The sequence below is a fragment of the Candidimonas humi genome (genome assembly GCF_019166065.1).
GTDB classification, from domain to species: Bacteria; Pseudomonadota; Gammaproteobacteria; order Burkholderiales; family Burkholderiaceae_B; genus Candidimonas; species Candidimonas humi.
Genome location: NZ_JAHTBN010000010.1, coordinates 1 through 24,214 on the forward strand (window position 1 = coordinate 1; position 24,214 = coordinate 24,214).

The window sequence follows — 24,214 nt, forward strand, 5'->3', positions numbered from 1 at the left end:
GCTTGGCTTGGCTTGGCTTGGCTTGGCTTGGCTTGGCTTGGCTTGGCTTGGCTTGGCTTGGCTTGGCTTGGCTTGGCTTGGCTTGGCTTGGCTTGGCTTGGCTTGGCTTGGCTTGGCTTGGCTTGGCATCAATTATGGCTGAATTTTCACCTTTTTAGTTCTGCATTGCAGAATTATGTAGCCTGGAGACATCATCGATGCTGGCGAGGGCATGTATCTCGCACACCTCATGAGCCTAAAATATTAAATAATATATTTATTAATCAATTATTTATGCAGAAATACGAATACCTTGTCAAAAACGTGCCCCTGATCCAGGCAAGCCCATCTCGCCAGCATCCGTACTGCAAAGCAGAACATTAAACTAAAATAGGCCCAGCCGCTCTTGCATCATTTTTCTTACAGGAACATCTCATGATCCGCGATCCCGAAACCCAGACCCTGCTGGAAGACAGCGTACGACGCTTCGTGCGCGAGGCCCTCGTTCCGCTGGAAGAACAAGTGGCCGAAACCGACCAGATCCCGCAGGAAATCGTGCAGCAAATGAAAGAGCTGGGCCTGTTCGGCCTGTCGCTGCCCGAGGAATACGGCGGCCTGGGCATCACCATGGAAGAAGAAGTGCGCCTGGCCATGGAACTGGGCCAGACCTCGCCCGCCTTCCGCTCGCTGATCGGCACCAACAATGGCATCGGCTCCCAGGGCATCGTCATCGACGGCACCCCCGAGCAGAAGCAGCGCTACCTGCCGCGGCTGGCCGCGGGCGAGCTGATCGGTTCCTTCGCGCTGACCGAACCCGAGGCCGGCTCCGACGCCGGCTCGCTCAAGACCACGGCCGACAAGGACGGCGACTTCTACGTACTGAACGGCACCAAGCGCTTCATCACCAATGCGCCGCACGCCGGCATCTTCACCGTCATGGCGCGCACTTCGCGCGAGCTCAAGGGCGCCTCGGCGATTTCAGCCTTCATCGTGGAAGCCGGCACGCCCGGCCTGTCGCTGGGCAAGATCGACAAGAAAATGGGCCAGAAAGGCGCCCATACCTGCGACGTGATCTTCGAGAACTGCAGGGTGCCGGCCGCCAACCTCATCGGCGGCAAGGAAGGCGTGGGCTTCAAGACCGCCATGAAAGTGCTGGACAAGGGCCGGCTGCATATCGCCGCCGTGGCCACCGGCGCGGCCAAGCGCATGCTGCGCGACGCGGTCGCCTACGCCAGCCAGCGCAAGCAGTTCGGGCGCCCCATCGCCGACTTCCAACTGGTGCAAGGCATGCTGGCCGACAGCCGCGCCGAAATCTACGCGGCAGAATGCATGGTGCACGACGCCGCGCGACGGCGCGACGCAGGCGAGAACGTATCCGAACTGGCCTCTTGCTCCAAGTACTTCGCCACCGAAATGTGCTGCCGCGTGGCGGACCGCGCCGTCCAGGTGCACGGCGGCGCCGGCTACATCTCGGAATACGGCATCGAACGCTTCTACCGCGACGTGCGCCTGTTCCGCCTGTACGAAGGCACTTCGCAGATCCAGCAAATCATCATCGCCAAGCATCTGTTGAAGGAACAGGGCAACTAAGAGCAAGGGCGATACAGGACGCCCCATATGCCGAAAGAGGCCCATGCATCGCAGGGGCCTCCGGCAGGCCTGGCGGCCCGGGTCAATCGCGGCGCTTCCAGCGCCTGCTCCCGCGGGCCGGCGCGGACGACACGCGCAATCGCCGAATCGCCGCAGCCATGCATCACGCACCGCCACCGGGCCGGCGAGCCCGGCAAGCGGGCTGCCCCCGTTTATTGCTGATGGTACAGGCCGGCCTTCTGTATCAGCCCGCGCCAGCGCTCGATGTCTTTCCTGACGACCTGGTCCATGTCCTGCCCGCTGCCGGCCACAATGGTGAAGCCCATGGAACGCAAGCGCTCGGCGTTCTCGGCCAAGGCCTTCACGATGGCATCGTGCAAGGTCGCCGCAACCCGCGCATCGGCGCCGGCCGGCATATTGAAACCGTACCAAGTATCCGAATCGTAGCCCTTCAGGCCCTGCTCATCGAAGGTCGGCACATCGGGCAGCATCGGATTGCGCTTGGCGCTGCCGATACCTAACACACGTATCTTTCCCGAAGACATCATGTTGACGGCCGACACCATAGGTATGTAGATCATCGACACATGGCCGCCCAGCAGATTGTTCATCTCGGCCGATCCGCCCTTGTAGGGAACATGGGTAGTCTTGATGCCTGCCATTTCATTGAACAGCTCGCCGGCAATATGCAGCGAGCTGCCTATGCCTGCCGACCCGAAACTCAGGGCGTCCGGATGCGCTTTCGCATAAGCGACGACATCCTGCAGGCTCTTGAATGCCGAACTGCTCTGCACCACCAGCACATCGGGCACCGCTACCGCAATGGTCAAGGGCGTGAAATCCTTGAGCGGATCGTACGGCAGGCGCTTGTACACAGATGGGTTGACCGACAATATTCCATCCGTGGTCAGCATGAACGTATATCCGTCGGGCTTCTGCTGCTTCACGTAGTCGGACGCAATGATGCCGCCCGCGCCGGGCTTGTTCTCGACGATCACCGATTGCCCGAGCTGCTTTGAAACCGAGGCCGCTACCAGGCGCGCCAAGGTGTCGGTGCTGGCCCCCGGCGTATAAGGAACGACGAGTTTGATGGGCTGCGCGGGATAAGTGGCGGCAGCAGCGGAATGGCACAGGGCCAGCGCGGGCAAGGCTATCAGGATATTGGCTAGAGTCTTGAGCATTTCGTCTCCATATATTGTGGGGTTGAAGTAGCGGCTTTTCCTGGCCGACGAGCACACACGGCCGCCACGCCCAAGCCGCAGGCGCGGTCACGAGACCACGGTTCCCGCGGCCACGATAGAAATCAACACGGACAGCTACGGCACGGCCCGGTCACAGCCAGACCCAGGGGCGCTCCTGCCTGTCTTGTTGCTGCCAGGCGCGGATCGCCGTGTCCTGGCGCAATGTCTGCTCGATGTCGTCGAGACCTTCGAGCAGCGCTTCGCGCCTGCGCGGATCGACTTCGAATGCAATGGCCTGCCCGTGGGGCGCGACGATGCGCTGCGCTTCGAGGTCGATCAGCAACTGCGCGCCATCCGCGCACTGGCGCGCGAGCAGGTCTATTTCTTCCTGTCTGAGCCTGATGGGCAGCACGCCGTTTTGGAAGCAGTTGTTGAAGAATATGTCGCCGAAACCGGGGGCCAGCACGCAGCGCACGCCCAGGCCGGCCAGCGCCCAGACGGCGCCTTCGCGCGACGAGCCGCAGCCGAAGTTGCGGCCCGCCAGCAGTATGGGCGCGTGCGCGAACGCCTGCTGGTTGAACGGAAAGCCGGGTACCGGACGGCGCTCGCCGTCGTAGCGCAGCGATTCGAAGGCATATTCCCCCAACTGGTCACGGGCGATAGTGCCGAGCCGTTCGATGCGCACGATGACGTCGGTGTCGATATTGGGCTGCAGCAACGCCGCGGCCGGGCCGCGGACCTGACGAAACTTATCCATTCGATGCTCCCGTGGCGCAAGTGATCGCGCCAGCAATGGCCGACGCGGCCACCGTTGCCGGACTGGCCAGATGCGTGCGCACGCCGGGCCCCTGGCGCCCGACGAAATTCCTGTTGGTGGTGGACAGCACGCGTTCTCCGGGCCCGGCGATTTCGCCGTTGGCCGCCACGCACATGCTGCAGCCGGGCTCGCGCCATTCGAAGCCGGCCTGAACGAAGACGCGGTCCAGGCCCAGGGCCTGGGCCTCGCGCTTCACCGATTCGGAGCCGGGCACCACCCAGGCATGCACGCCGCGGGCGACATGCCGGCCGCGCACGATGGCCGCCGCCTCGGCCAGGTCGGACAGCCGGGCATTGGTGCAGGAACCGATGAAGACCCGGTCTATGGGCAAGCCTTCCAGCCGCGTGCCAGGCCGCAAGCCCATGTAATCCAGCGCCGCGCTCCAGGCCGCACGGCGGCTCGCATCGCCGCAAGCCGCAGGATCGGGAACCGAATCGCCCACGGGCAGCACATGTTCGGGACTGGTGCCCCACGTGACCATGGGGCGGACTTGTACGGCATCGATGACTTCCTCTCGGTCGAACACCGCATCGGCATCGCTATGCAAGGTATGCCAATAAGCCTGCGCCCTTTCCCAATGCTGTTCCCCGGGCGCATAACGGCGCCCGCGCAGATATGCGCTGGTGGTCTCGTCCGCCGCGACGAAGCCGGCACGGGCTCCCAGCTCTATCGACAGATTGCACAGCGTCATGCGCTGCTCCATCGAAAACTTCGCGACCACATCGCCTGCGTACTCCACCGCATAGCCGGTACCGGCGGCCGCCCCCAGGCGCCCGATGGTATAGAGGATCAGGTCCTTGGCCGTCACGCCCGGACGCAGCTTGCCGTCGTAGCGGATGCGCATGGACTTGGGCTTGCGCTGCAGCAAGGTCTGCGTGGCCAAGGCATGCGCCAGTTCGGAAGTGCCGACGCCGAACGCCAGGGCGCCGAAGGCGCCGTTGGTGCAGGTGTGGCTGTCGCCGCAGATGAGCGTGAGCCCCGGCTGCACCAGGCCCAGTTCGGGCGCCATCACGTGGACGATGCCGTGCCCTTCTTCGCCGATGTCGTACAGGCGGATGCCGGCGCTGGCACTGCGATCCTTCAGGCCTTGCCAAAGGCGCCCGCCGGGCGCGTAGGTATACGGGGTACGGCCGGGCGCCGACGAGACGGCATGATCGGGGGTAGCGAACGCCAGCGATGCGTCGTGCACCGGCAGGTTCCTGGCTGCCAATGCGTTCAGGCTGGCCGTTCCGGACAGGTCGTGCAGCAACTGCCGGTCTATGTGCAGCAACACCCAGCCGCCCGGAAACTGCTGCACCACGTGGGAATCCCAGAGTTTGTCGAGCAGGGTGCGGCCCGCCATGGTTCAGCCCTCCCGCCGGCCTGCGCCCGCTGCCGGCGCGGATGCGCCCGGCTCGCGAAAGCGCGTGCGCAGTTCGTCCCATTCGTCGGCCTGGAAGCGGCGAAAGCGATCGCGCAGCGACGCCCCCGATGCCGACGAGGGCGGCCTGCCGGTGCTCTTCAATGCCTGCAGCGCCTGTTCACAGCCTTCTATCGCGGCCACGGAAAGCAGGCTGGGCAGGATGGCCAGGCGGTATCCCGCGGCGCGTGCATCGTCCAGCACGATGTCCGGCGTCTTGCCGCCCTTCACGATGTTGAGCAGGCATGGGCCATGGACCAACCGGGGCACGGCCCGCAGTTCGTCGTACGACTGCACGGCCTCGACGAACGCCATGTCCGCCCCCGCCGCCAGCGCCCCATTGGCGCGCCGCACGGCCTCTTCCAGGGTCGAGACGGCGCGCGCATCCGTGCGGGCGATGATCACGAACGCCGGGTCGCGCCGTGCCGCAGCCGCGGCGCGGATCTTCGCCACATACTCTTCGCAGGGAATGATCTCCTTGCCGTCCAGGTGCCCGCAACGCTTGGGCGCGACCTGATCTTCTATATGTATGCCGGCAACGCCGCGCGCCTCGTACTCGCGCACCGTGCGCGTCACGTTCAGCTCGTTGCCGTATCCCGTGTCGGCGTCCGCGATCACAGGGATGCCTACCGAGCGCGCCAGGATGCCGGCGGCCTCCACCATCTCCGTCATGGTCAGCAGTCCGTAATCGGGATAGCCGCGCGCCGCCGAGGTTCCCGCCCCCGTCATGTATACGGCGGGAAAGCCGGCCTGCTCGACCAGCCGGGCGGTGAGCCCATCGTAGGCGCCCGGCGCGACGATCATGTCGTGGCCCTGCATCATTTCACGTAGCCGCTTGGCATTCGCACTCATCAAAGATTCTCCGTTCGCACTTTGGGTATTCGTATCGCGGTATTCGCATCTGCGCCCGCAGCCCGGCTTCAGTCGGCCATCAGGCCCGCCGGCAGATAGACTTCGCCGCTCATGATGCGGCGCGCGGTGCGCCCGAAGCCGAGCCGGCGATAGCGCAAGGATGCGCCAGCCGTGCCAGGCTCGGGCTCCACTGCCACCTGCATGACGCCCAGCGGATGGCCGATGCGCAGCGTGCCGCCGCCCATGCTCGCCTGCGCGGCCTCGTGGACTATGCTGCCCTGCACGCAGGACATGGCGGCCGTGCACATCGATCCCGTGCCCGCCATGCTTTCGTGGCACTTGTTGTAGAAGACCAGGCGTGCGCGCAGGTCCATGGCGCCGCGCTCGACCTGCCCGCCGTTCATGTCCGTGTAATCGGCGGGCGCGGCCACCAGCACCACCAGCGGCAGGCTGGGCGAGCGCGTCTCGGCCTCTTCCCATGCCGTGCAGAATTGCGCCAGCACTGCGGCCCGGCCACGGATTTCCCGCAGCAGCGCGATCAGCCCGGCATCCTCGTTGATCCGCAGCGGCAGTTCGCTGCCTGTCAGGCCCACGTCGCCGGCCCGGATGAATACACAGGGATTGGCCGCATCGCCCAGGCTTATCTCGATGCTTTGTCCGGAGCCCAGCGTCAAACGGTCGGTGACGTTGCCGGTGGGCAGCAGGCGCCCCGTCTTGGCGCCCGTGGTCTGGCGGTAGTCCATGAAAATCTCGGCGCCCGTGCCCGGCACGCCGGGGATGGAAAAATCGCCGCCCACGCGTGCACGGCCGCCCAGCACCGGCACATGCGCAATCAGGATCTTCCGCGTATTGGTATTGAAGATGCGCACTTCGGTGATGGGCTCGCAGGCCGGCACCAGGCCCGAATCGATGGCGAACGGCCCGACTCCCGACGAGATATTGCCGCAATTGCCCGCGTAGCTCACGACATTGCGATCCGGCACGACCTGGGCATAGGTGTAGTCGATATCGGCATCGTCGCGTAGCGAGCGCTTGACGATCGCCACTTTGGACGTGATCAGGCGGGATCCGCCCAGGCCGTTGATCTGCAGGATGTCGGGGCTGCCCATGACGGCCTGCAGGAAGGCATCGCGGCGCGGCCCTGCAGGAGGAACATCGGCCTCGTGTAAATAAACCCCCTTGCTGGTGCCGCCGCGCAGGATGGTGCAAGGCACTGGAACTTGTTCGGGCATCGATGCGTCGTTCATGCAAGGTCTCCGTTGAACCTCGGCCGGGCGCTGCGCAGCCGGCCGGGGATGGGTGCAATTCCTGGCGTTCGCTATATTGTAGCTTAATATTGTACTACAATTTTATATGGGAATTTTTGAGGAAAATCGTGTGGGAGGCTCCTGTCGCGAGCCAACTCCTGTTATTCTTTCGAGGCCACAATGATCAGGATCCCTTCCGCCTAAATGCCTACACCTTCTTCGAGCACCGCCCTGCCTCGCGGAAACACGGTCGACCACTTGTTCCACCAGTTGAAGAACGCCATCCAGAACGGCCAACTGGCTCCCGGCCAGCGGCTGATCGAGGCCGATCTCACCAAGGACTACGGCGTCAGCCGCGGCCCGCTGCGCGAGGCCTTGCGCCGGCTCAGCGCCGAAGGCATCATCGATTTCGTGCCCAACAAGGGCGCCCTCGTCAAACGCTTCACGCCCAAGGAAATCGTCGACATCTTCCGCATCCGGCAGGCGCTGGAAGGGCTTGCCACACGGCTGGCCACCGAAAACCTCGACGCCGACCAGCACCGCAAGCACTGGAAGATGCTCGAGCAGTTCGTCAAGGCACTGTCCGACGAAGAATTCGAATTCTCGGAAGAAAACCGTACATTCCACAACATCATCCTGGAACTCTGCGACAACGCCCAGTTGCAGACGCTGATCCTGCAGATGCAATTGCCCTTCCTGCGCTACCAGATCCGCAGTTCGCTGGATCGCGCCTATGTGCACAGCTCGCGCAAAGAACACGCCGACATCGCCCAGGCGATGCTGGGCCACGACGCCAAGCTGGCCGAAAAACGCATGCAACAGCACCTGGGCAAGGCGCTAGACCGGCTGATGTCGCTGCGGCCCGACCTGTTTCGCTGAAGGCGCCGGCAAGGGCCCGCACTCGCGGGCGGCCAGCTCGCGGCGCGCGGGCTTTTTCGAACCCGCGCAACGCAGCGATCGAAACTGCGCAAGGCCGGCGGCACCGGCCAGCTCGGCCCAACACAAGGCTACGCCCGGCTCTCGCCTCTGCCGGGCATAGCGGTCTCAGCTCTTCTTCCAGTATTTGGCCAGCAACTGGTCCATGAGCTTCGATTCCTGCCGGACTTCCCGGGTGAATTGTGCCGAAGAACTGAAGACCGGCTGCGAGCCGGTATTTTTTATGGCCGCCAGCAATGCGGGCTCCTTGGACACGGCCTGGATGCCCGCCTCGATGGCTTGCAATACGGGCTGGGGCGTGCCCTTGCGGGTCAGGATCCCATACCAGTCTTCGGCATGCACATCGAAACCCAGTTGCTGCAGCGACGGCACTTCGGGCGCGAACGGCGACGGCGCCGACGAGCCTACCGCCAGCAGCCTGAACAGCCCGCCGCGGGCCTGCGCCAGCCCCGATGACAGCGAGGGGATCGCCATGTCGATATGGCCGCCTATGGCATCGGTGAGCATCGGCGCCGTCCCCTTGTAGGGAATATTGGTCGCGTTCTTCAGCCCCGCTGTGTCCATCAACTGCCCGCCGACCAGCTGGCCGTAGGACGTGGCGGTGCCCCAGGAGCAATTGGGCTTCTTGGACTTGCACCACTTGACGAATTCCCCGAAGGTCTTGACCGGCGCCTTGGCCGAGACACCGATGGCCAATGGCGAAGTCTGTAGCTTGGACACGAAATCGAAGTCGTCCAGCACATTCACGTTATTACCGGGTATCGTCTTTTTCCACAACAACATTTGCGTAATCTGCAGCAGCCATGTGTAGCCGTCGGCAGGCTGGCGCAACACATGCTGCGACCCGATCAAGCCTTCTGCGCCGGGCACGTTCTGCACGATCACCGATGCGTTCCAGTGCCGCGACAAGGCCAGCGCCAATTGCCGGGCCAGCGTGTCGGTGCCTCCGCCCGCGGGATACGGAACGACGATAGTCACGGGGCGATCGGGAAATGCCGCCTGCGCCGCCGCAGGCGCCAAGATGGCGGCCGTGCAAGCCAGCACGGGTACCGCCAATATTCTGTTCATGCTCATTTTGTTTCTGTCTCCATGTAGTGGGTGCCGCAGGCGCAGCCGCGCCGCGGCGGTTCGTTGCAAGCCACGGCTCATGTGCCGAACCGCAGCTCTTGGAAAAGTTGCCTGGAAGATATCCGGCCGAGCCTGGACGCGGCATCCCAAAGTCGCCGTGCATCGCCCTGCTCACGGCCGGCCCATTGCAGGCAGTCGGCGGCTTTTTCCCGCAGATCCGCATCCGTCAGCGGCGCCTGCTGCGACCCGCCCAGCCGCTCTACGCGCTGCGCCAGGCTCCGGCCGTCGCGCAACACGATTTCGACTTCAGCCCATTTCGGGAACATGTCCCCGTCCGCTTCGGCCACGCTAGTGCGCGCCATGAGCTCGGCAGCCGCGGGGCGGCACACGGCGGCATCGGTGAAAGAGGCCAGGCGCACGGCCCCATCCAGCAGCGCTGCCGCCACCGCGTACTGCATGCTGAACTTGCCCTCCAGGCCCGTGCGCGGACATGGGTGCACCAAGGGAACCAGTGCGCCGGCGCTGGCGCGCACGTGTACGGCCCGTACTTGCGCCGCGTCGATGCCGTGGCCGTGCTTGATCGCCAGCAGGCCGTCCAGCGCCCTATGCGTGGCATAGCACATCGGATACTTCTTCACGTCCAGCCCGCTGCGCTCCAGTTCCAGCGGCGCATTCCCCAGCTCGCCGGGCAGCGCTGCAGCCGTCCCTGCCCCGTACAAGCCCAGGTAGCCGAATTCCCCGTCGATGGCATCGGCCGAGGCCTCGAAGCCCTCGCGCGCCAGCAGCGCCGCACGCAAGGCGGCGGCATTGCACTGGCCCGCCTGGAAGGACTTGGCCTGCGTGCCCACGTTCTCGCGCACCCCGCCGGCCTGGGCCACAGCCAGCCCGAGAGCATTGACGGTCTGCTGCGGATCCAGGCCCAGCAAATGCGCGCAGCCTGCCGTGCAGCCCAGGATGCCTATCGATGCGGTCGTATGCCAGCCGCGTGCATATTGCTCGATCGCCATGCCACGGGCCAGCCCGCACAATACTTCGAAGCCGACCACGTATGCGCTGGCCAGCCGTGCACTATCGATATCCATCGCCTCGGCCAGCGCCGACAGGGCCGGCCAAAGCGCCACGCTGGCGTGGCCCCTGAACATGGGCGTGACATCGTCATAGTCCAGGACATGGGCAGCTATGCCATTGCAGAGCGCGGCCGATTCCAGGGACACAGCTTCTTCGGCCCCGCCCCACAGATGCGCACCCAGGTGCAAGTCCAGCCCCGCCTCGGCCCGCGCATATCGCCTGGCCGCCAGGCTCGCGGGCTCGTTCGCCCCCGCCACCGCCACGGAATATGTGTCCAGCAAGGACCGGACACACGCCTGCAGCAGGCGCTCTCCCATGTCCTGCGGGCGATAAGCACATGAAAATGCCGCGATTCGTTCGGAGCTATTCATCGCCTGCCACCTAGTTCGTGGATGCAGGAACGCACGCCTACTCCAGCGCTTGCCCCGGCCCTCCAGAATCGCATTAGATCGGCTTTCCGCAACATGCCCGTCTCCTCGCAATGCCAAGCCCGTTCAAATTGAACATCAATTTTGCATTTATATATTGTCCTACATTTTAATAGGACAATCAATGCGGATGCGGGTAATCACCAAGCATGCCAAACAGTGGGGAAACATCGCGGCCGCCCGTGCGGCGGCCGGCGCGAGAATCGCGCGGGATGGAGAAGCTGAGGGGCGCCGAGCTCTGTTCCCGCGCCCCAAGCCGCAAGACAGGAACTACAGCAATTGCGCCAGCTTGTGCCGCAGCACCTTGCCGGTGGCGGCGGCCGGCAAGGCGGCGATGATGCGGATTTCCGAAGGCCGCTTGTAAGGAGCAAGGCGTGCGCGCACCCAATCTTGCAGGGCTTGCGGGGCCAGGGTGCTGCTCGGCGTGACCTCCACGAAGGCCACGACTTCTTCGTTGCCCGCGACGGCACGGCCCACAACGGCCGACTGCACAACTTCGGGGTGGCTGTTCAGCGCCTGCTCGACTTCGGGCGGATAGACGTTGAAGCCCGACCGGATGATCAGTTCCTTGCTGCGCCCGACGATGCTGACCGACGCGTCGGCGTCGATGCGCGCCAGGTCTCCCGTGCGCAGCCATCCCTCGGCGTCGACGGCCCGGGCCGTGAGTTCGGGCGCCCGGTAATAGCCCAGCATGATGTTCGGGCCGCGCACCCATAGCTCGCCCACCTGCCCTGCGGGCAAGGCCTGCCCGTCGGCATCGGCCACCTGGACCTCGACGCCGGGTATCACATAGCCCACCGAGGTATCGGAGCGCGGCGCATCCAGCGGCGTCTGCGCCACGGTGGGGCTGGTCTCGGTCATGCCATAGCCGTTATGCAGCGAAGTGCCGTAGACCTCTTCGGCGCGGTGCTTCAAATCCATGTCCATGGGCGAACCGCCGGAATACACGAACCGCAGCCGCGGCGCATGCAGGGCCGCCTTGCGGGTCGCCAGCGTTTCCAGAATGCGGGCGTGCATGGCCGGCACGCCCTGGAAGATCGACACGTCTTCGTGCGCCAGGGCATGCAGCACCGCGTCGACCGAGAAGCGCGGCTCGAGCCGCAGCGTCGCCCCCGCGTACAAAGTGCACAGGCAGACCGAGGCCAGGCCGTATACATGAGAGATGGGCAGCACGGAATACACCACGTCCCTGCCGTCGACGCGCCGCAGTGTGGCCGATGCCGCGGCCACGAACAACAGGTTGCGATGCGAAAGCATGACCCCCTTGGGCGCGCCGGTGGTGCCGGTGGTGTAGATCAACGCGGCGCATTGCTCGTGTGCAGCCTCGCGCACCGGCTCCGCCTCGCATTCTTCGTTCAGCGCGCTTACCCCGACCCGGCCGATGTCTATGCCGTCCATGACCCAGTCGGAAACTTCCGCCCCGGCACGCTGCGCATGCGCCAGCGCGTCGGACGAGCAGCCCGCGGTATAGACCACGCGGCGCGGCCCAGCATGCAACCGCAAGGCTTCCATCTCGGCCTCCGACAGGCGGGCGTTGACCAGTAGCGCCCAGGCGTCCAGCCGGGCCGCTGCCATCAGCAGCACGATCAACGCAATGCTGTTTTCGTTGACGATCATCAGGCGATCGCCGCCGCGCAGCCCAAGCTCGCGCAGGCGCGCGGCCGCAGCCTGCACAGCAAGCTCGAGCTGCCCATAGCTGAGACGGCGGCCGGTTTCGATGAGCGCACATTGATCCGGATTGCGCGCCGCGGCAATGGCCGGCAGGTCGGAGAGGCGGCGGGGCAATTCGGCCAAAGGGACCGAGGGCAGATCGGGAGCGCCCGATGCCGGGCCGACGGGCCGTATATTCTGCGATTCGTTATTTGCCGCCATGACCACTCCACAACTGCGTCCGGACTTCCACACTGGGCGTGGCGGCAAGCGTCCGGCTCATGCCGCGATGGAATTGTATATTAAAATTGCCGGACAATTATCCGCCCCTGCCATACGCCTAAACTGCTCGGAGTATGAAGAGCTTGAAGCCGGCCACGGCCTCACGCGCTTCGATTCATGGGGACGATAGAGAGACAATGAAACAAGATCCGGTGCGCCGCCGAGGCATTCTCGGTACTTGAGGCGATTGCGCCGAGCCCTTCGGGGCCCGCACAGATGCTGGCTTGGCTGGCGCGGCAGGAGGGGTTCGAACCCCCGACCCCGGGCTTAGAAGGCCCGTGCTCTATCCAACTGAGCTACTGCCGCCTCGCGATGGCGAGTGGGCATTTTACATGGTGCGCGATGCTGTATGGCCGCCACTTTCAAATACGGCATTGACACACCGCGGACACACCGGGCCAAGAACGCACAGGCACGCCGCCCTTCCGCGCACCTCGGCGCAACGCGATGCGAGGTGTTGCGGCACAGCGCAGCATGGCGCTCAAAACAATACACAATACGGCATCATGCTGTAATAACTCTCGCCTCATCCAGGCCGTCGGCCCTGGCCTGACGGGGCTGCCGGTGTATTTGCTTACATCAGGTTGCGCCCCGCCGCCCCTGCAATGCTACAGTTCCGACGGACTCCAGGCGCCCCGACGCACGACTGCACGGGCCACGGGCGCGGTATTTCGAAGAACGACATAGATACATGATGATCGCGATTTTCAGATCCCTGCCTTTCAGGCATTTATGCATGCGGCCCGGGCCGTTCCTTTTCCGCCTGTCCGCTGCGGCCGCCCTGCTCGCCGCGGCTGCCGCACACGCCGGCGTGGCCTATCGCCTGGACACCACGCACGCGGTGCCCGGCGAGACGATCCAGGTCAGCGCCGTGCTGTTCAATGACACCGGCGACACGCTTAGCTGGACTCCGCAGCACAAGCTGGTGCTGCAGTGGCGCGACGACCATGGCGGCGCGGTGCGCAGCCTCGCCTATCTCGACAGCCCGTCGGGGCAGGTCAATATTCCGGTGAACAATTTCGTGAAGATGCGCTGGCGCGCCGTCGTGCCCAGGGGCCTGAAAGGCCTGCAGGCGGTAAACGTCGAAGGCCAGCCGGTGCTGCTGGCGCTGGACACAAGCCCGCTGGAAAAGAGCCCGGTGGCCGGCACGCCGGCTTCCGTGCCGGTGGTGGACGCCGGCGCGGGCACGCTGGCATCCGCCGAACCCGTGCTGCCCGACAATGTGGTGCAGGCCGCGGGGGCCTCGCCCACCTCCGGGCCTGCCGCCGACAGCCACGGCAGGCCGGCCACTACGCCGCCCACGGCCTTCGAGAATTTCCGCAATGCCCTCTCGCCTTACGAACCGGTCTATTTCGACGTGGGCACCAAGGGCGGGACCAAGGCCCGATTCCAGGTAAGCTTCAAATACCGCCTGTTCACGCCGGACGATCCGCAGCATCCGTCGTTCAAGAACCATTTCTACCTGGGTTATACGCAGACGTCGCTGTGGGACTTGTCCAGCAAATCCACGCCCTTCATCGACACGACCTACAACCCCAGCGTGTTCTGGCAGAAGGATGCGCTCTGGCAGAGCCGCAGCAAGAACTGGTTCGCCGGGCTGAGCACCGGCGTGGAGCACAGGTCCAACGGCAAAGCGGGCGCGGACTCGCGATCGGTGAACGACGGTTTCGTCGAACCGCAGTTGAACTACCGCTTCGACAGCGGCAGCACCCTGACTTTCGCGCCGCGCATCAAGGCCTATTTCGGCACCAGCGACAATCCCGACTATGCCGATTACGCCGGCCATGTGGACTGGAAGCTGCGCTGGGCCCAGGATAACGGCCTGGTGCTCAGCGGCCTGTACCGCAAGGGCCAGGGCAGCCACCAGAGCACCGAGCTCGACGCCGCGTGGCCCCTGCAGCGCACCTTCCTGCACATGAACGGCTACCTGCACCTGCAATACTTCAACGGCTACGGCGAAACCCTGCTGGGCTACAACCAGCGCTCCAATTCACAAGTGCGCATCGGCCTGTCACTGGTGCCTTGACGTCGCTGGTGCCTTGACGCAAGCCCCGCCGCGAAGGGGCGCACCAGCGCCCGCCCCACGCCCCTGGCGCCCTGTTCGAATCTATACAAGGTCTGGCCCGACAGGACGCCAGGCCCGATGCGGGCCGGCGATCGGCCTTCAAGAGCCGGCCCGTATCAGCGCGGCGCGACCGGGCGCGCCGCAGTGGCCGCGCCGCGCATCTCGGTATCATAGTCGCAGGCCTGGATCAGGAACTGCCTGAAGATATCCACCAGCCCTACCGGCTCGCGCTCGCGAGGCCAGAGCATGCCGACGTCCATGGGCGCCACGGGATCGGCGATGGGGATCGCCACGATCTTCCTGCCTTCGAGCGACCAGGGCCGGTATACCAGGTCGGACAGGATCGAGATGCCGAAGCCATAGGCCACCAGGCCGCGCACCGCCTCCAGCGAACTGGTGCGCATGGCGATCTTCAGCGCCTCGCGGCCGCGCGGCCAGTGGGCCGTGGCGGCGGTGTCGGCGTCGTCCACCGTCAGCAATATGTATGGACATTGCGCGATCTGCTCGAGGCTCGCTACCTGGTGGCGAGCCAGCGGATGCGCCGCGCCTGCCCACACCCTGCGGCGCGAACGCACCAGCAGGCGATGGCCATAACGATCCAGCCCGGCGACGTTGGACAGCAGCCCTATGCCGAGGTCTATGGACCGCGCGTCCAGCGCCTGTTCCATGACCGGCCGGTCCATGTCCACCAAATCTATCTCGACCTGCGGATAGCTGTGCTTGAAGCGACTGAGCAGGTCGGGCAAGAAATAGCCCAGTACCGTATAGGTGGCGGCCACGCGTATGGTGCCCGCCACGGTTTGCGTGCGCAGCGCCGAATGGCGCATGGCGTCGTTGACCGAATCCACGACGTGGCGCGCGTGGTGGAAGAAGATCTGGCCCTCGGCCGTCAGCACCACGCCGTGCGGCAGGCGGTCGAACAGCCGGACCTTGAGCTGGCTTTCCAGGCTCTGCACGGCGCTGGTGATGGCCGACTGGGACACATGTTCCGACAGGGCCGCCGCCGAGAACTGGCCCGAGGTGGCGGCGGCGATGAAATACCGGAACTGGCGCAGGGTAACTTCGCTCTTCATCTGAATTATTAATACCAGATAGAGAAAAATTTGATTTTACGATAACGGCCCCATGCCCAATAATGCCTGTCAATAATCCAATAATGCGAGGACGGCACTGGACGCAAGGCCCGAGTGCGCTGCGCTCGCTGGCGGGATGAACTGCAAGGCGCGATTCAAGGCCCACAGTTTTTTGGACCTCGAATCTTGACGCCGCAGGACGCCTTCCAGCGCGTTGCGGCGGCTTGGTCGGCTCGAGCAGATTCGTCCCAAGGCAACCCTGAACATTCGACAGGAGACGCGCAGATGAACGCCCCACTCGATCCGGCGCTGCAGGCGGCGCTTGCCAAGGCCAGCCTCGACGACAAATACACCATAGAACAAGGCCGTGCCTACCTGAGCGGCACGCAGGCGCTGGTGCGCCTGCCCATGCTGCAGAAGCTGCGCGACAAGCGGGCCGGGCTGAATACGGCCGGATTCATTTCCGGCTACCGCGGCTCGCCCCTGGGCGGGCTCGACCTGGCGCTGTGGAAAGCCAAGCAGCACCTGGTGGAAAACGACATCGTGTTCCAGCCGGGGCTGAACGAAGACCTGGCCGCCACCGCGGTATGGGGCACGCAGCAGGTCTCGCTCTACCCCGACGCCACGCGCGACGGGGTATTCGGCATGTGGTATGGCAAGGGGCCGGGCGTGGACCGGTCCATGGACGTGCTCAAGCATGCCAATTCGGCCGGCACTGCGCGGCACGGCGGCGTGCTGGTGCTGGCCGGCGACGACCACGCCGCCAAGTCGTCCACCGTGGCGCACCAGTCCGAGCACGTGTTCCAGGCGGCCGGCCTGCCGGTTCTGTATCCGTCCAATGTGCAGGAATACCTGGATTACGGCCTGCACGGCTGGGCCATGAGCCGCTATTCGGGCCTGTGGGTCGCCATGAAATGCGTGACCGACGTGGTGGAATCCACGGCCTCGGTGGACATAGACCCGGACCGCGCGCAGGTGGTGATCCCGGCGGATTTCGCCCTGCCGCCGGACGGCCTGGGCATACGCTGGCCCGACCCGCCGCTGGCGCAGGAAGCCCGGCTCATGAACTACAAATGGTATGCCGCGCTGGCTTATGTGCGCGCCAACCGGCTCAACCGCGTCGTCATCGATTCGCCGCGGGCGCGCCTGGGCATCATGACCGCCGGCAAGGCCTACCTGGACACGCGCCAGGCACTGGCCGACCTGGGCCTGGACGAACGCACCTGTGCGCAGATCGGCATCCGCCTGCTGAAGGTGGGCTGCGTGTGGCCGCTGAACGCGCAGGACGCGCGCGAGTTCGCTACCGGACTGGAAGAAATCCTGGTGGTCGAGGAAAAGCGCCAGATCCTGGAATACGCGCTCAAGGAAGAACTGTACAACTGGCGCGACGACGTGCGCCCCAAGGTCTACGGCAAGTTCGACGAAAAGGACAACGCCGGCGGCGAATGGTCGGTGCCGCGCGGCGACTGGCTGCTGCCCGCGCAGGGCGAGCTGTCGCCCGCCCTGATCGCCAAGGCCATTGCGCGGCGCCTGGACCGGGCCGCGCTGCCGCCCGAGATCCGCGCGCGGGTGGCGGCGCGCGTGGCCATCATCGAGGCCAAGGAAAGCGAATTGCGCCGCCCGGCGCCCGCCGCCGAGCGCAAGCCCTGGTTCTGTTCGGGATGCCCGCACAATACCTCGACGCGCGTGCCCGAGGGCTCGCGCGCCATGGCCGGCATAGGCTGCCACTACATGACCATCTGGATGGACCGCAACACCGAGACCTTCAGCCACATGGGCGGCGAAGGCGCGGCCTGGATCGGCCAGCAGCCCTTCACCCGCGAGAAGCATGTCTTCGTCAACCTGGGCGACGGCACCTACTTTCATTCCGGCATTCTGGCCATACGCGCAGCCGTGGCGGCGCGTTCCAACATTACCTACAAGATTCTGTACAACGACGCGGTGGCCATGACGGGCGGCCAGCCGGTGGACGGCGTGCTCAAGGTTACCGACGTGATCGCGCAAGTGCATGCCGAGGGCGTGACCCGCATCGTGGTGGTCACCGACGAACCCGAAAAATACCGCGGCGTGGCGCTGGCGGGCAATGCGCCCGTGCATCATCGCCGCGAACTCGATCGCGTGCAGCGCGAACTGCGCGAGGTCGAGGGCACTACCGTGCTGGTCTACGACCAGACCTGCGCCACCGAGAAGCGCCGCCGGCGCAAGCGCGGCGCCTATCCCGACCCGGCGCGGCGCGCCTTCATCAACGACGCGGTGTGCGAAGGCTGCGGCGACTGCTCCGTCGCCTCCAACTGCCTGTCGGTGGAACCCCTGGAAACGCCGCAAGGCACCAAGCGCAAGATCAACCAGTCGTCCTGCAACAAGGATTTTTCCTGTGTGGACGGCTTCTGTCCCAGCTTCGTCACGGCCGAAGGCGCGCAGTTGCGCAAGCCCGGCGGCCCGGCGCAGGCCAAGGGCGCGATGGGCCCACAGGGCGAAGCCATACCCGAGCCCGAATTGCCGGCGCTGCACAAGGCCTACGGCATATTGGTGACGGGCATAGGCGGCACGGGCGTGGTCACCATAGGCGGCCTGCTGGGCATGGCGGCTCACCTGGAAAACAAAGGCGTGACGGTGCTCGACATGGCGGGCCTGGCGCAAAAAGGCGGCGCCGTGCTCAGCCACGTGCAGATCGCCGCCGCGCCGCAGGACATCCATGCCACCCGCATCGCCATGGGCGAGGCCGAGGTGATCATAGGCTGCGACGCCATCGTCTCGACCTCGGCTGAGGTATTGTCCAAGGTACGCCTGGACGTCACGCGCGCCGCCGTCAACAGCGCCGGGCTGCCCACGGCCGACATCATCCGCAACCCCAAGTGGCAGTATCCGGCCGCCGCCACCGAACAAGAACTGAAAGCCGCAATCGGCAGCGGCTGCGACTTCTTCGACGCCGGCGCGCTCGCGCTGAGCCTGCTGGGCGACGCCATCTACACCAATCCGCTGATGCTCGGCTATGCCTGGCAGAAAGGCTGGATACCGCTGACGCACGAGAGCCTGCGGCGCGCCATCGAGCTCAACGGCGTCACCGCGGACAAGAACCTGGCGGCCTTCGAATGGGGCCGCGCCGCGGCCCACCGGGGCGCCGATTCGATCGCCCCCAAACGCGGCCTTGCGGACGCGGGCGCCCGCGTCGTAGCCATGCCGGAAACACTGGACGCGCTGATCGAGCGCAATCGCCTGATGCTGACGGCCTACCAGAATGCCGCCTACGCGGCGCGCTATGTCGAAGCCGTGGCGCAGGTGCGGCGCCGCGAAACCGGGCTTGCCGGGCAGGCCAGCCTGCCCTTGACGCGCGCAGTGGCGATCAATCTCGCGAAACTGATGGCCTACAAGGACGAATACGAGGTTGCGCGCCTGTACACGGACCCGGCCTTCATGGACAAGCTGCGTGCGCAGTTCGAAGGCGAGCCCGGCAAGGACTACACGCTGCGCTTCCACCTGGCCCCGCCGCTGCTGGCCCGCAAGGACGAGGCCGGCCGCCTGGTGAAACGGCCCTACGGGCCCTGGATGATGACGGCCTTCCGCCTGCTGGCAAGATTCAAGGGCTTGCGCGGCACGGCGCTGGACGTGTTCGGCAAGACCGGGGAACGGCGGCACGAACGGCAACTGGTGCAAGACTATCTGGAACTCGCCGCCGAATTCGCGCGCAGCGCCGACGAGCGCAATATGGCCGCGGCCCTGGAGCTGGCCCGCCTGCCCGACGATATCCGCGGCTTCGGCCACGTAAAGGAACGCAATCTCCAGGCCGCGCAGGCGCGCCGCGCCGACCTGCTGGGCCAGTACCGCGAGCCCGGCCTGCACAGCAAAGCGGCATAAGACCTGCCGCCTTGCTGCGCCCGCGCCGGGCCGCCCCGGCGCGGGCGGCCCGGATATAGACATCTTCGTAGCTTTGTCTTACTATGTTTTACACATCCAGCTTGCGTTTATTACGCTATACGTGACGCGCCTGATTCTTACGACCGCTACGCCGCTGCATTCCTAACAGAGGGATCGCTTCGCGCACCGACAAGAGGCCCCCTCATCCACACCTAGGAGGCCGGTATGTCAATCACCCCCCATGTAAACACCCCCGCCGATGCTGCCGACGGCGGCCCCGCGCCGGACGTTTCCCGGCGCAGGCTGCTGCAAGCCGCCGGTGCCGCCGGGCTGGCCGCCATCGCGGCGCCCCTGTTCCCCTTGGGCACCGCCCGCGCCGCCGAGCGCAGCCTCAAGATCCTGCAATGGAGCCACTTCGTACCCAGCTACGACAAATGGTTCGACCAGTTCGCCAAGGATTGGGGCGAGAAAAACAGCGTCAAGGTCAGCGTCGACCACATCAGCATCGCCGACCTGGTCACCACCACGTCTTCTGAAGTATCTGCGAATTCCGGCCACGACCTGATCGAGTTGGGGTCCGAGGCCGCCGCGTTCACGCCCAGCGTCCTGGACATGGCGGACATCAACCAGGAAATCGCCAAAAGCTGCGGGCCGGAGTTCTATGCGTCCAAGCGCGTTTCCTACAACCCGGTGGTCAAGACCTGGTACAGCTTCTGCCACGGCTGGACCATAGACTGCGGCGATTACCGCCAGTCCCTGTGGGCCAAGGCGGGCAAGCCCTACGGGCCGGACACCTGGGCCGACGTCCTGGCCGCCGGCACCGAGATCATGCAGAAACAAGGCATCCCCGTCGGTATCGGCATGTCGCAGGAGATCGATTCCAATATGGTGGCGCGCGCCGTCATGTGGGCTTGGGACACTTATATACAGGACGAATGGGACGACGTGGTCCTGGACCAGGGCGTCTTCAAGCGGCGCGCCGTCGAGGCCGTGAAGTACATGACCGAGCTGTTCCACAAGGCCATGACGCCCGAGATATTCTCGTGGAACGCCGCGTCCAACAACCAAGCGCTGATCGCCGGCAAGGCTTCGTATATCGTCAATTCGATTTCGGCCTACCGCTCGGCGCAGGATACCAAGCCCGACATCGCCAAGGATGTCTTTTTCACCGGCCCGCTGGCCGGCCCCAACGGCACGCGCTGGGCCAATGTGCACGTGCTCTACAACTACATCATTCCGAAATTCGCCAAGGCCCGAGAGGACACGGCCAAGCAGTTCATCAAATACCTGGCCGAGAATTACGACCAGGCCATGTACAACAGCAAGCTCTACAACTCGCCCAGTTTCTTCGATACGGCCGTTCCCAAGGGGAATCGCGGATACGCGGCCATCGCGGGCGCGACGCGCCTGCTGGACCTGAACAATGCCTGGTTCGCCGATGACCCGTTCCGCCTGCAGGGCGAGGCCCACGGCAAGCTCAAGCCCTTGCTGGGCGCCACCAGTTGGACGACCAACCTGGGCCACCCCGGCTATTCGAACCCGGCCGCCGGCGAAGTCTTCAACACCTTCGTGCTGCCCAATATGATGGCCAAGGCGGCACGCGGCAGCCTCACGCCCGAGGCCGCCGTCGAAGATGCCGCGCGCCAGATCCGCCACATCTACGAAGGCTGGCGCAAGCGCGGCCTGATCGGCGGGAAGGCCTGATCGCGCCGGCACGCGTGGGCCGGGCATCGGCGCCCGGCCCGCAACCGGCCCGTCCCTCTTCGAGCGCCCGGCGGGGGCGGGCCATCATTCCAGGAGCACGATCTTGGCGAGCCTGAGCATCAAGGATCTTTGCACCTACTACGACGGCCGCGGCAAGACCGGCCGCGTAAAGGCCGTCGACGGCATCGACCTGGATGTCGAGGACGGCGAGTTCGTCGTGCTGCTGGGCGCCTCGGGCTCGGGCAAGACCACGCTCATGCGAACCATCGCCGGGCTCGAGCGCCCCAGCAGCGGCGAGATCTATATCGGCGGGAAACTGGCCAACGACCTGCCTCCCAAGGCGCGCAATATTTCCATGGTGTTCCAGAGCTACGCGCTCTACCCGCACAAGACAGTAGCCAGGAATATTTCCTTTCCGCTGGAAACCGCCCGGATGCCGGCGCCCGAGATCCAGAAAAGAGTCGCATGGGCCGCCGAACTCTTCGGCATCGGCCACCTGCTGGCCCGCAAGCCTCGTGAACTTTCGGGCGGCGAGCGCCAGCGCGTCGCGCTGGCCCGCGCCATGGTGCGCTCGCCCAGCCTGTTCCTGATGGACGAACCCTTGTCCAACCTGGACGCCAAGCTGCGCCATGCGGCAAGGCGCGAATTCAAGCGCCTGCACCAAGAGACCGGCGTGACCACTATCTACGTCACGCACGACCAGGTAGAAGCCATGGGCCTGGGCCACCGCGTGGCCGTCATGAACTTCGGCAAGATCCAGCAGATCGGCACCCCGCACGAGATCTACCACGAGCCCGGCAATACCTTCGTGGCCCAGTTCATGGGCTCGCCTCCCATGAACCTGCTGCCCGATGGCGACAATCTCATAGGATTCCATCCCGAACACTGTTTCCTGGACGCGCAGGCGCCGCCGGCGCCGGACTCCTATCGCCTCACGCTGCATGTCCAGCAGGTCGAAGAGCTGGGCGCGGACGCACTGGTCTATGGCACCGTGGGCCGGGACACCCGCAGCGACGTCATCGTCAAGCTGCCCGAGCGCGACGCGCACCGCGTCGCGGCCGGCCAGGACTGCAACTTCCATGTACCCAGGCATTTGCTCAAGCGTTTCGACGCGAAGACCGGCCTGCGCAACGACCGGACAGGGGCCTGACATGGCGAGCAGCACCGCGCGGCATGCCGGCCTCGGCCAAGGGGGCCGGGACACGCTGCTGGCCATGGGCATGGTGCTGCCGGCGATCCTGTATATCGTCCTGCTGCTGGGCGTGCCCATCGTGCTGGCCCTGTACTACAGCCTGAGCGACATCACCACCGGCGGGTCGGCCGTGCATTTCGTGGGCCTGGAAAATTTCACGGCGCTGCTGCAGGACCCGGATTTCATCGGCGCGGTGCAAAACACGCTGGTCATCACCATCGCCACGCTGATCGGCACCCTCGTCCTGGCTGTCGTCCAGGCCGAGCTGCTGGCCCGCGACTTCCGCGGCAAGTGGCTGGTGCGCTTTCTGATCCTGCTGCCCTGGACGGCGCCGGCATCGCTCAGCGTGATCGGCTGGCTGTGGATGCTGGATTCCACGTTCAGCCCCTACGACTGGCTGCTGCGCCAGCTCGGCCTGCTGGGCCACCCGGGCGACCTGTTCGGCCCGTTTTCCAATATGTACTGGCTGGGCCGCGCGGGACTGGCCACATTCTCGATCATTATGGTCAACGTCTGGCGCATGCTGCCGCTGGCCACGGTCATCATCCTGGCGGGGCTCAACGGCATGCCGCGCGACATCTACGAACAGGCCCAGATCGACGGCGCCGGCTATTTCCGGCGCCTGTTCCACGTGGTGTTCCCTATCCTGTATCCCGTGTTCGGCGTGTCCATCCTGTTCACCTTCGTCTTTACTTTCACCGATATCGTGACCGTCTACATCCTGACCCGGGGCGGGCCGGCAAACAGCACCCAGGTGCTGACCACGCTGGCCTTCTTCACCGGGGTACAGGGCGGCTCGCTCGGACAGGGCGCGGCCATCGCGCTGTTCCTGCTGCCCGTCCTGGCCGCCGTGTCCATCGTCATACTGGCGTTCATACGCCGCCGGGAGATCTGACATGAGCCGCAAGACCAGGCGGCTGGGCCTGCGCGGCGGGCTCTATCTGGGCGTCTGCCTGTTCACGCTGTTCTCGGCCCTGCCGTTCTATGTGATGCTGATCACGACGTTCAAGAGCCAGGCCGACATCTTCTCGCCCGCAAACAATCCGTTCTGGTATACCGATGCGCCCACGCTCGCCAATATCCAGCTGCTTTTCCTGCATACGCAATTCGTGCGCTGGCTGCTCAATACGGCGTTCGTCGGCGTGGCGGTGGTCCTCATCACCCTGGCCCTGTCGATCCCCGCCGCCTATGCGCTGGCGCGCATCGCGGGCGGCTGGGGCGAAACCCTGGGCATAGGCATTTTTCTCAGCTACCTGGTGCCGCCCACGCTGCTGTTCATCCCGTTTTCCAAGGTCATCGCCTTCCTGGGGCTGCAGAACTCGCTCTGGTCGCTGGTCCTGGCCTATCCCACCTTCACCATCCCCTTCTGTACCTGGCTGCTGATGGGCTTCTTCAAGGGCATACCCATAGATATCGAAGAGCAGGCCATGATAGACGGCCAGGGTCGCCTGGGCGCCTTCATCCACGCGGTATTGCCCCTGGCGGTTCCAGGGATACTCACCGTCGTCGTCTTCGCCTTCACGCTTTCGACCAGCGAATTCATCTATGCCCTGGCATTCGTGACCAATTCCACGCAAAAGACCATCAGCATCGCGGTGCCCACGGACCTGATACGCGGCGACGTCTACCACTGGGGGCCGCTGCTGGCCGGCGCGCTGATAGCCAGCGCGCCGGTGGCGGTGCTGTACACGTTCTTCATCGACCAACTGGTGGCGGGGCTGACGGCCGTGGCGAAGGATTGAGCTCCGCCTGCCCGATTCGGTGAAAAGTCCTTAATGTCCGGCCGCGCATGCCGTTAAACCGCCTAGGGGCCGCTGCCGCCAATTTC

Annotated in this window: 18 protein-coding genes and 1 tRNA gene; 9 read left to right on the forward strand and 10 right to left on the reverse strand. The window is 65.1% G+C overall.

Features of this window, described 5'->3' with window-relative positions; translation table 11 throughout:
* Together KVP10_RS17750 and KVP10_RS17755 are read left to right on the forward strand one after the other, a co-directional pair.
* A partial coding sequence (locus KVP10_RS17750; RefSeq protein ID WP_217966066.1) for a hypothetical protein occupies positions 1-363 on the forward strand: 363 nt, incomplete at its 5' end.
* A 51-nt stretch (positions 364-414) separates the two neighbouring features.
* Entirely contained in the window at positions 415-1,569 is a 1,155-nt protein-coding gene (locus tag KVP10_RS17755; RefSeq protein ID WP_217966068.1) for an acyl-CoA dehydrogenase family protein, read from the forward strand.
* 212 nt (positions 1,570-1,781) lie between these two features.
* On the opposite strand, the gene KVP10_RS17760 is transcribed toward KVP10_RS17755, so the two are convergent.
* The 5 genes from KVP10_RS17760 to KVP10_RS17780 all read right to left on the reverse strand — a co-directional run bounded on the left by KVP10_RS17760 (position 1,782) and on the right by KVP10_RS17780 (position 7,065).
* The gene (locus KVP10_RS17760) at positions 1,782-2,750 is read right to left on the reverse strand and encodes a Bug family tripartite tricarboxylate transporter substrate binding protein (RefSeq protein WP_217966069.1); all 969 of its coding nucleotides are present in this window, start codon (positions 2,748-2,750) and stop codon (positions 1,782-1,784) included.
* Between the two features lie 151 nt (positions 2,751-2,901).
* Positions 2,902-3,507 (reverse strand): 3-isopropylmalate dehydratase small subunit, encoded by a 606-nt coding sequence (leuD, locus tag KVP10_RS17765; protein ID WP_217966071.1) that lies wholly within the window; start codon positions 3,505-3,507, stop codon positions 2,902-2,904.
* Positions 3,500-4,909: a 3-isopropylmalate dehydratase large subunit gene (gene leuC, locus KVP10_RS17770; protein ID WP_217966073.1), complete on the reverse strand. Its 1,410-nt coding sequence runs from the start codon at positions 4,907-4,909 to the stop codon at positions 3,500-3,502. Before leuC ends, leuD begins: the two co-directional genes overlap by 8 nt.
* A gap of 3 nt (positions 4,910-4,912) precedes the next feature.
* A complete protein-coding gene (locus tag KVP10_RS17775; RefSeq protein WP_217966075.1) occupies positions 4,913-5,818 on the reverse strand; it encodes an isocitrate lyase/PEP mutase family protein in 906 nt (301 codons plus the stop codon).
* A 68-nt stretch (positions 5,819-5,886) separates the two neighbouring features.
* Positions 5,887-7,065 (reverse strand): 2-methylaconitate cis-trans isomerase PrpF family protein, encoded by a 1,179-nt coding sequence (locus tag KVP10_RS17780; RefSeq protein WP_246600809.1) that lies wholly within the window; start codon positions 7,063-7,065, stop codon positions 5,887-5,889.
* A 204-nt stretch (positions 7,066-7,269) separates the two neighbouring features.
* On the opposite strand from KVP10_RS17780, the gene KVP10_RS17785 reads away from it, so the two are divergent.
* Positions 7,270-7,944 (forward strand): GntR family transcriptional regulator, encoded by a 675-nt coding sequence (locus KVP10_RS17785; protein WP_217966076.1) that lies wholly within the window; start codon positions 7,270-7,272, stop codon positions 7,942-7,944.
* Between the two features lie 165 nt (positions 7,945-8,109).
* On the opposite strand, the gene KVP10_RS17790 is transcribed toward KVP10_RS17785, so the two are convergent.
* From KVP10_RS17790 to KVP10_RS17805, 4 genes are all read right to left on the reverse strand, one after another.
* Positions 8,110-9,075: a tripartite tricarboxylate transporter substrate binding protein gene (locus KVP10_RS17790; protein WP_217966078.1), complete on the reverse strand. Its 966-nt coding sequence runs from the start codon at positions 9,073-9,075 to the stop codon at positions 8,110-8,112.
* A gap of 71 nt (positions 9,076-9,146) precedes the next feature.
* Entirely contained in the window at positions 9,147-10,508 is a 1,362-nt protein-coding gene (locus KVP10_RS17795; protein WP_217966080.1) for an MmgE/PrpD family protein, read from the reverse strand.
* 327 nt (positions 10,509-10,835) lie between these two features.
* On the reverse strand, positions 10,836-12,437 hold the full coding sequence (locus KVP10_RS17800; protein WP_217966082.1) for a class I adenylate-forming enzyme family protein: 1,602 nt from the start codon (positions 12,435-12,437) through the stop codon (positions 10,836-10,838).
* Between the two features lie 289 nt (positions 12,438-12,726).
* Positions 12,727-12,803, reverse strand: a tRNA-Arg gene (locus KVP10_RS17805).
* A gap of 430 nt (positions 12,804-13,233) precedes the next feature.
* Here KVP10_RS17805 and KVP10_RS17810 point away from each other — a divergent pair.
* Positions 13,234-14,523: a phospholipase A gene (locus KVP10_RS17810; protein ID WP_217966083.1), complete on the forward strand. Its 1,290-nt coding sequence runs from the start codon at positions 13,234-13,236 to the stop codon at positions 14,521-14,523.
* Positions 14,524-14,678: 155 nt separating this feature from the next.
* Here the strand turns inward: KVP10_RS17810 and KVP10_RS17815 are convergent, their stop codons facing one another.
* Complete coding sequence (locus KVP10_RS17815) at positions 14,679-15,635, reverse strand: LysR family transcriptional regulator (protein ID WP_246600810.1); 957 nt, start codon at positions 15,633-15,635, stop codon at positions 14,679-14,681.
* A gap of 285 nt (positions 15,636-15,920) precedes the next feature.
* Here KVP10_RS17815 and KVP10_RS17820 point away from each other — a divergent pair, with 285 nt between their 5' ends.
* The 5 genes from KVP10_RS17820 to KVP10_RS17840 all read left to right on the forward strand — a co-directional run bounded on the left by KVP10_RS17820 (position 15,921) and on the right by KVP10_RS17840 (position 24,128).
* The gene (locus tag KVP10_RS17820) at positions 15,921-19,490 is read left to right on the forward strand and encodes an indolepyruvate ferredoxin oxidoreductase family protein (RefSeq protein WP_217966085.1); all 3,570 of its coding nucleotides are present in this window, start codon (positions 15,921-15,923) and stop codon (positions 19,488-19,490) included.
* A gap of 225 nt (positions 19,491-19,715) precedes the next feature.
* On the forward strand, positions 19,716-21,194 hold the full coding sequence (locus KVP10_RS17825) for an ABC transporter substrate-binding protein (protein WP_217966086.1): 1,479 nt from the start codon (positions 19,716-19,718) through the stop codon (positions 21,192-21,194).
* A 103-nt stretch (positions 21,195-21,297) separates the two neighbouring features.
* Entirely contained in the window at positions 21,298-22,344 is a 1,047-nt protein-coding gene (locus KVP10_RS17830; RefSeq protein ID WP_246600812.1) for an ABC transporter ATP-binding protein, read from the forward strand.
* A gap of 1 nt (position 22,345) precedes the next feature.
* Complete coding sequence (locus KVP10_RS17835) at positions 22,346-23,281, forward strand: carbohydrate ABC transporter permease (RefSeq protein WP_246600814.1); 936 nt, start codon at positions 22,346-22,348, stop codon at positions 23,279-23,281.
* Between the two features lies 1 nt (position 23,282).
* A complete protein-coding gene (locus tag KVP10_RS17840) occupies positions 23,283-24,128 on the forward strand; it encodes a carbohydrate ABC transporter permease (RefSeq protein ID WP_246600815.1) in 846 nt (281 codons plus the stop codon).
* The last annotated feature ends 86 nt before the right edge of the window (positions 24,129-24,214 follow it).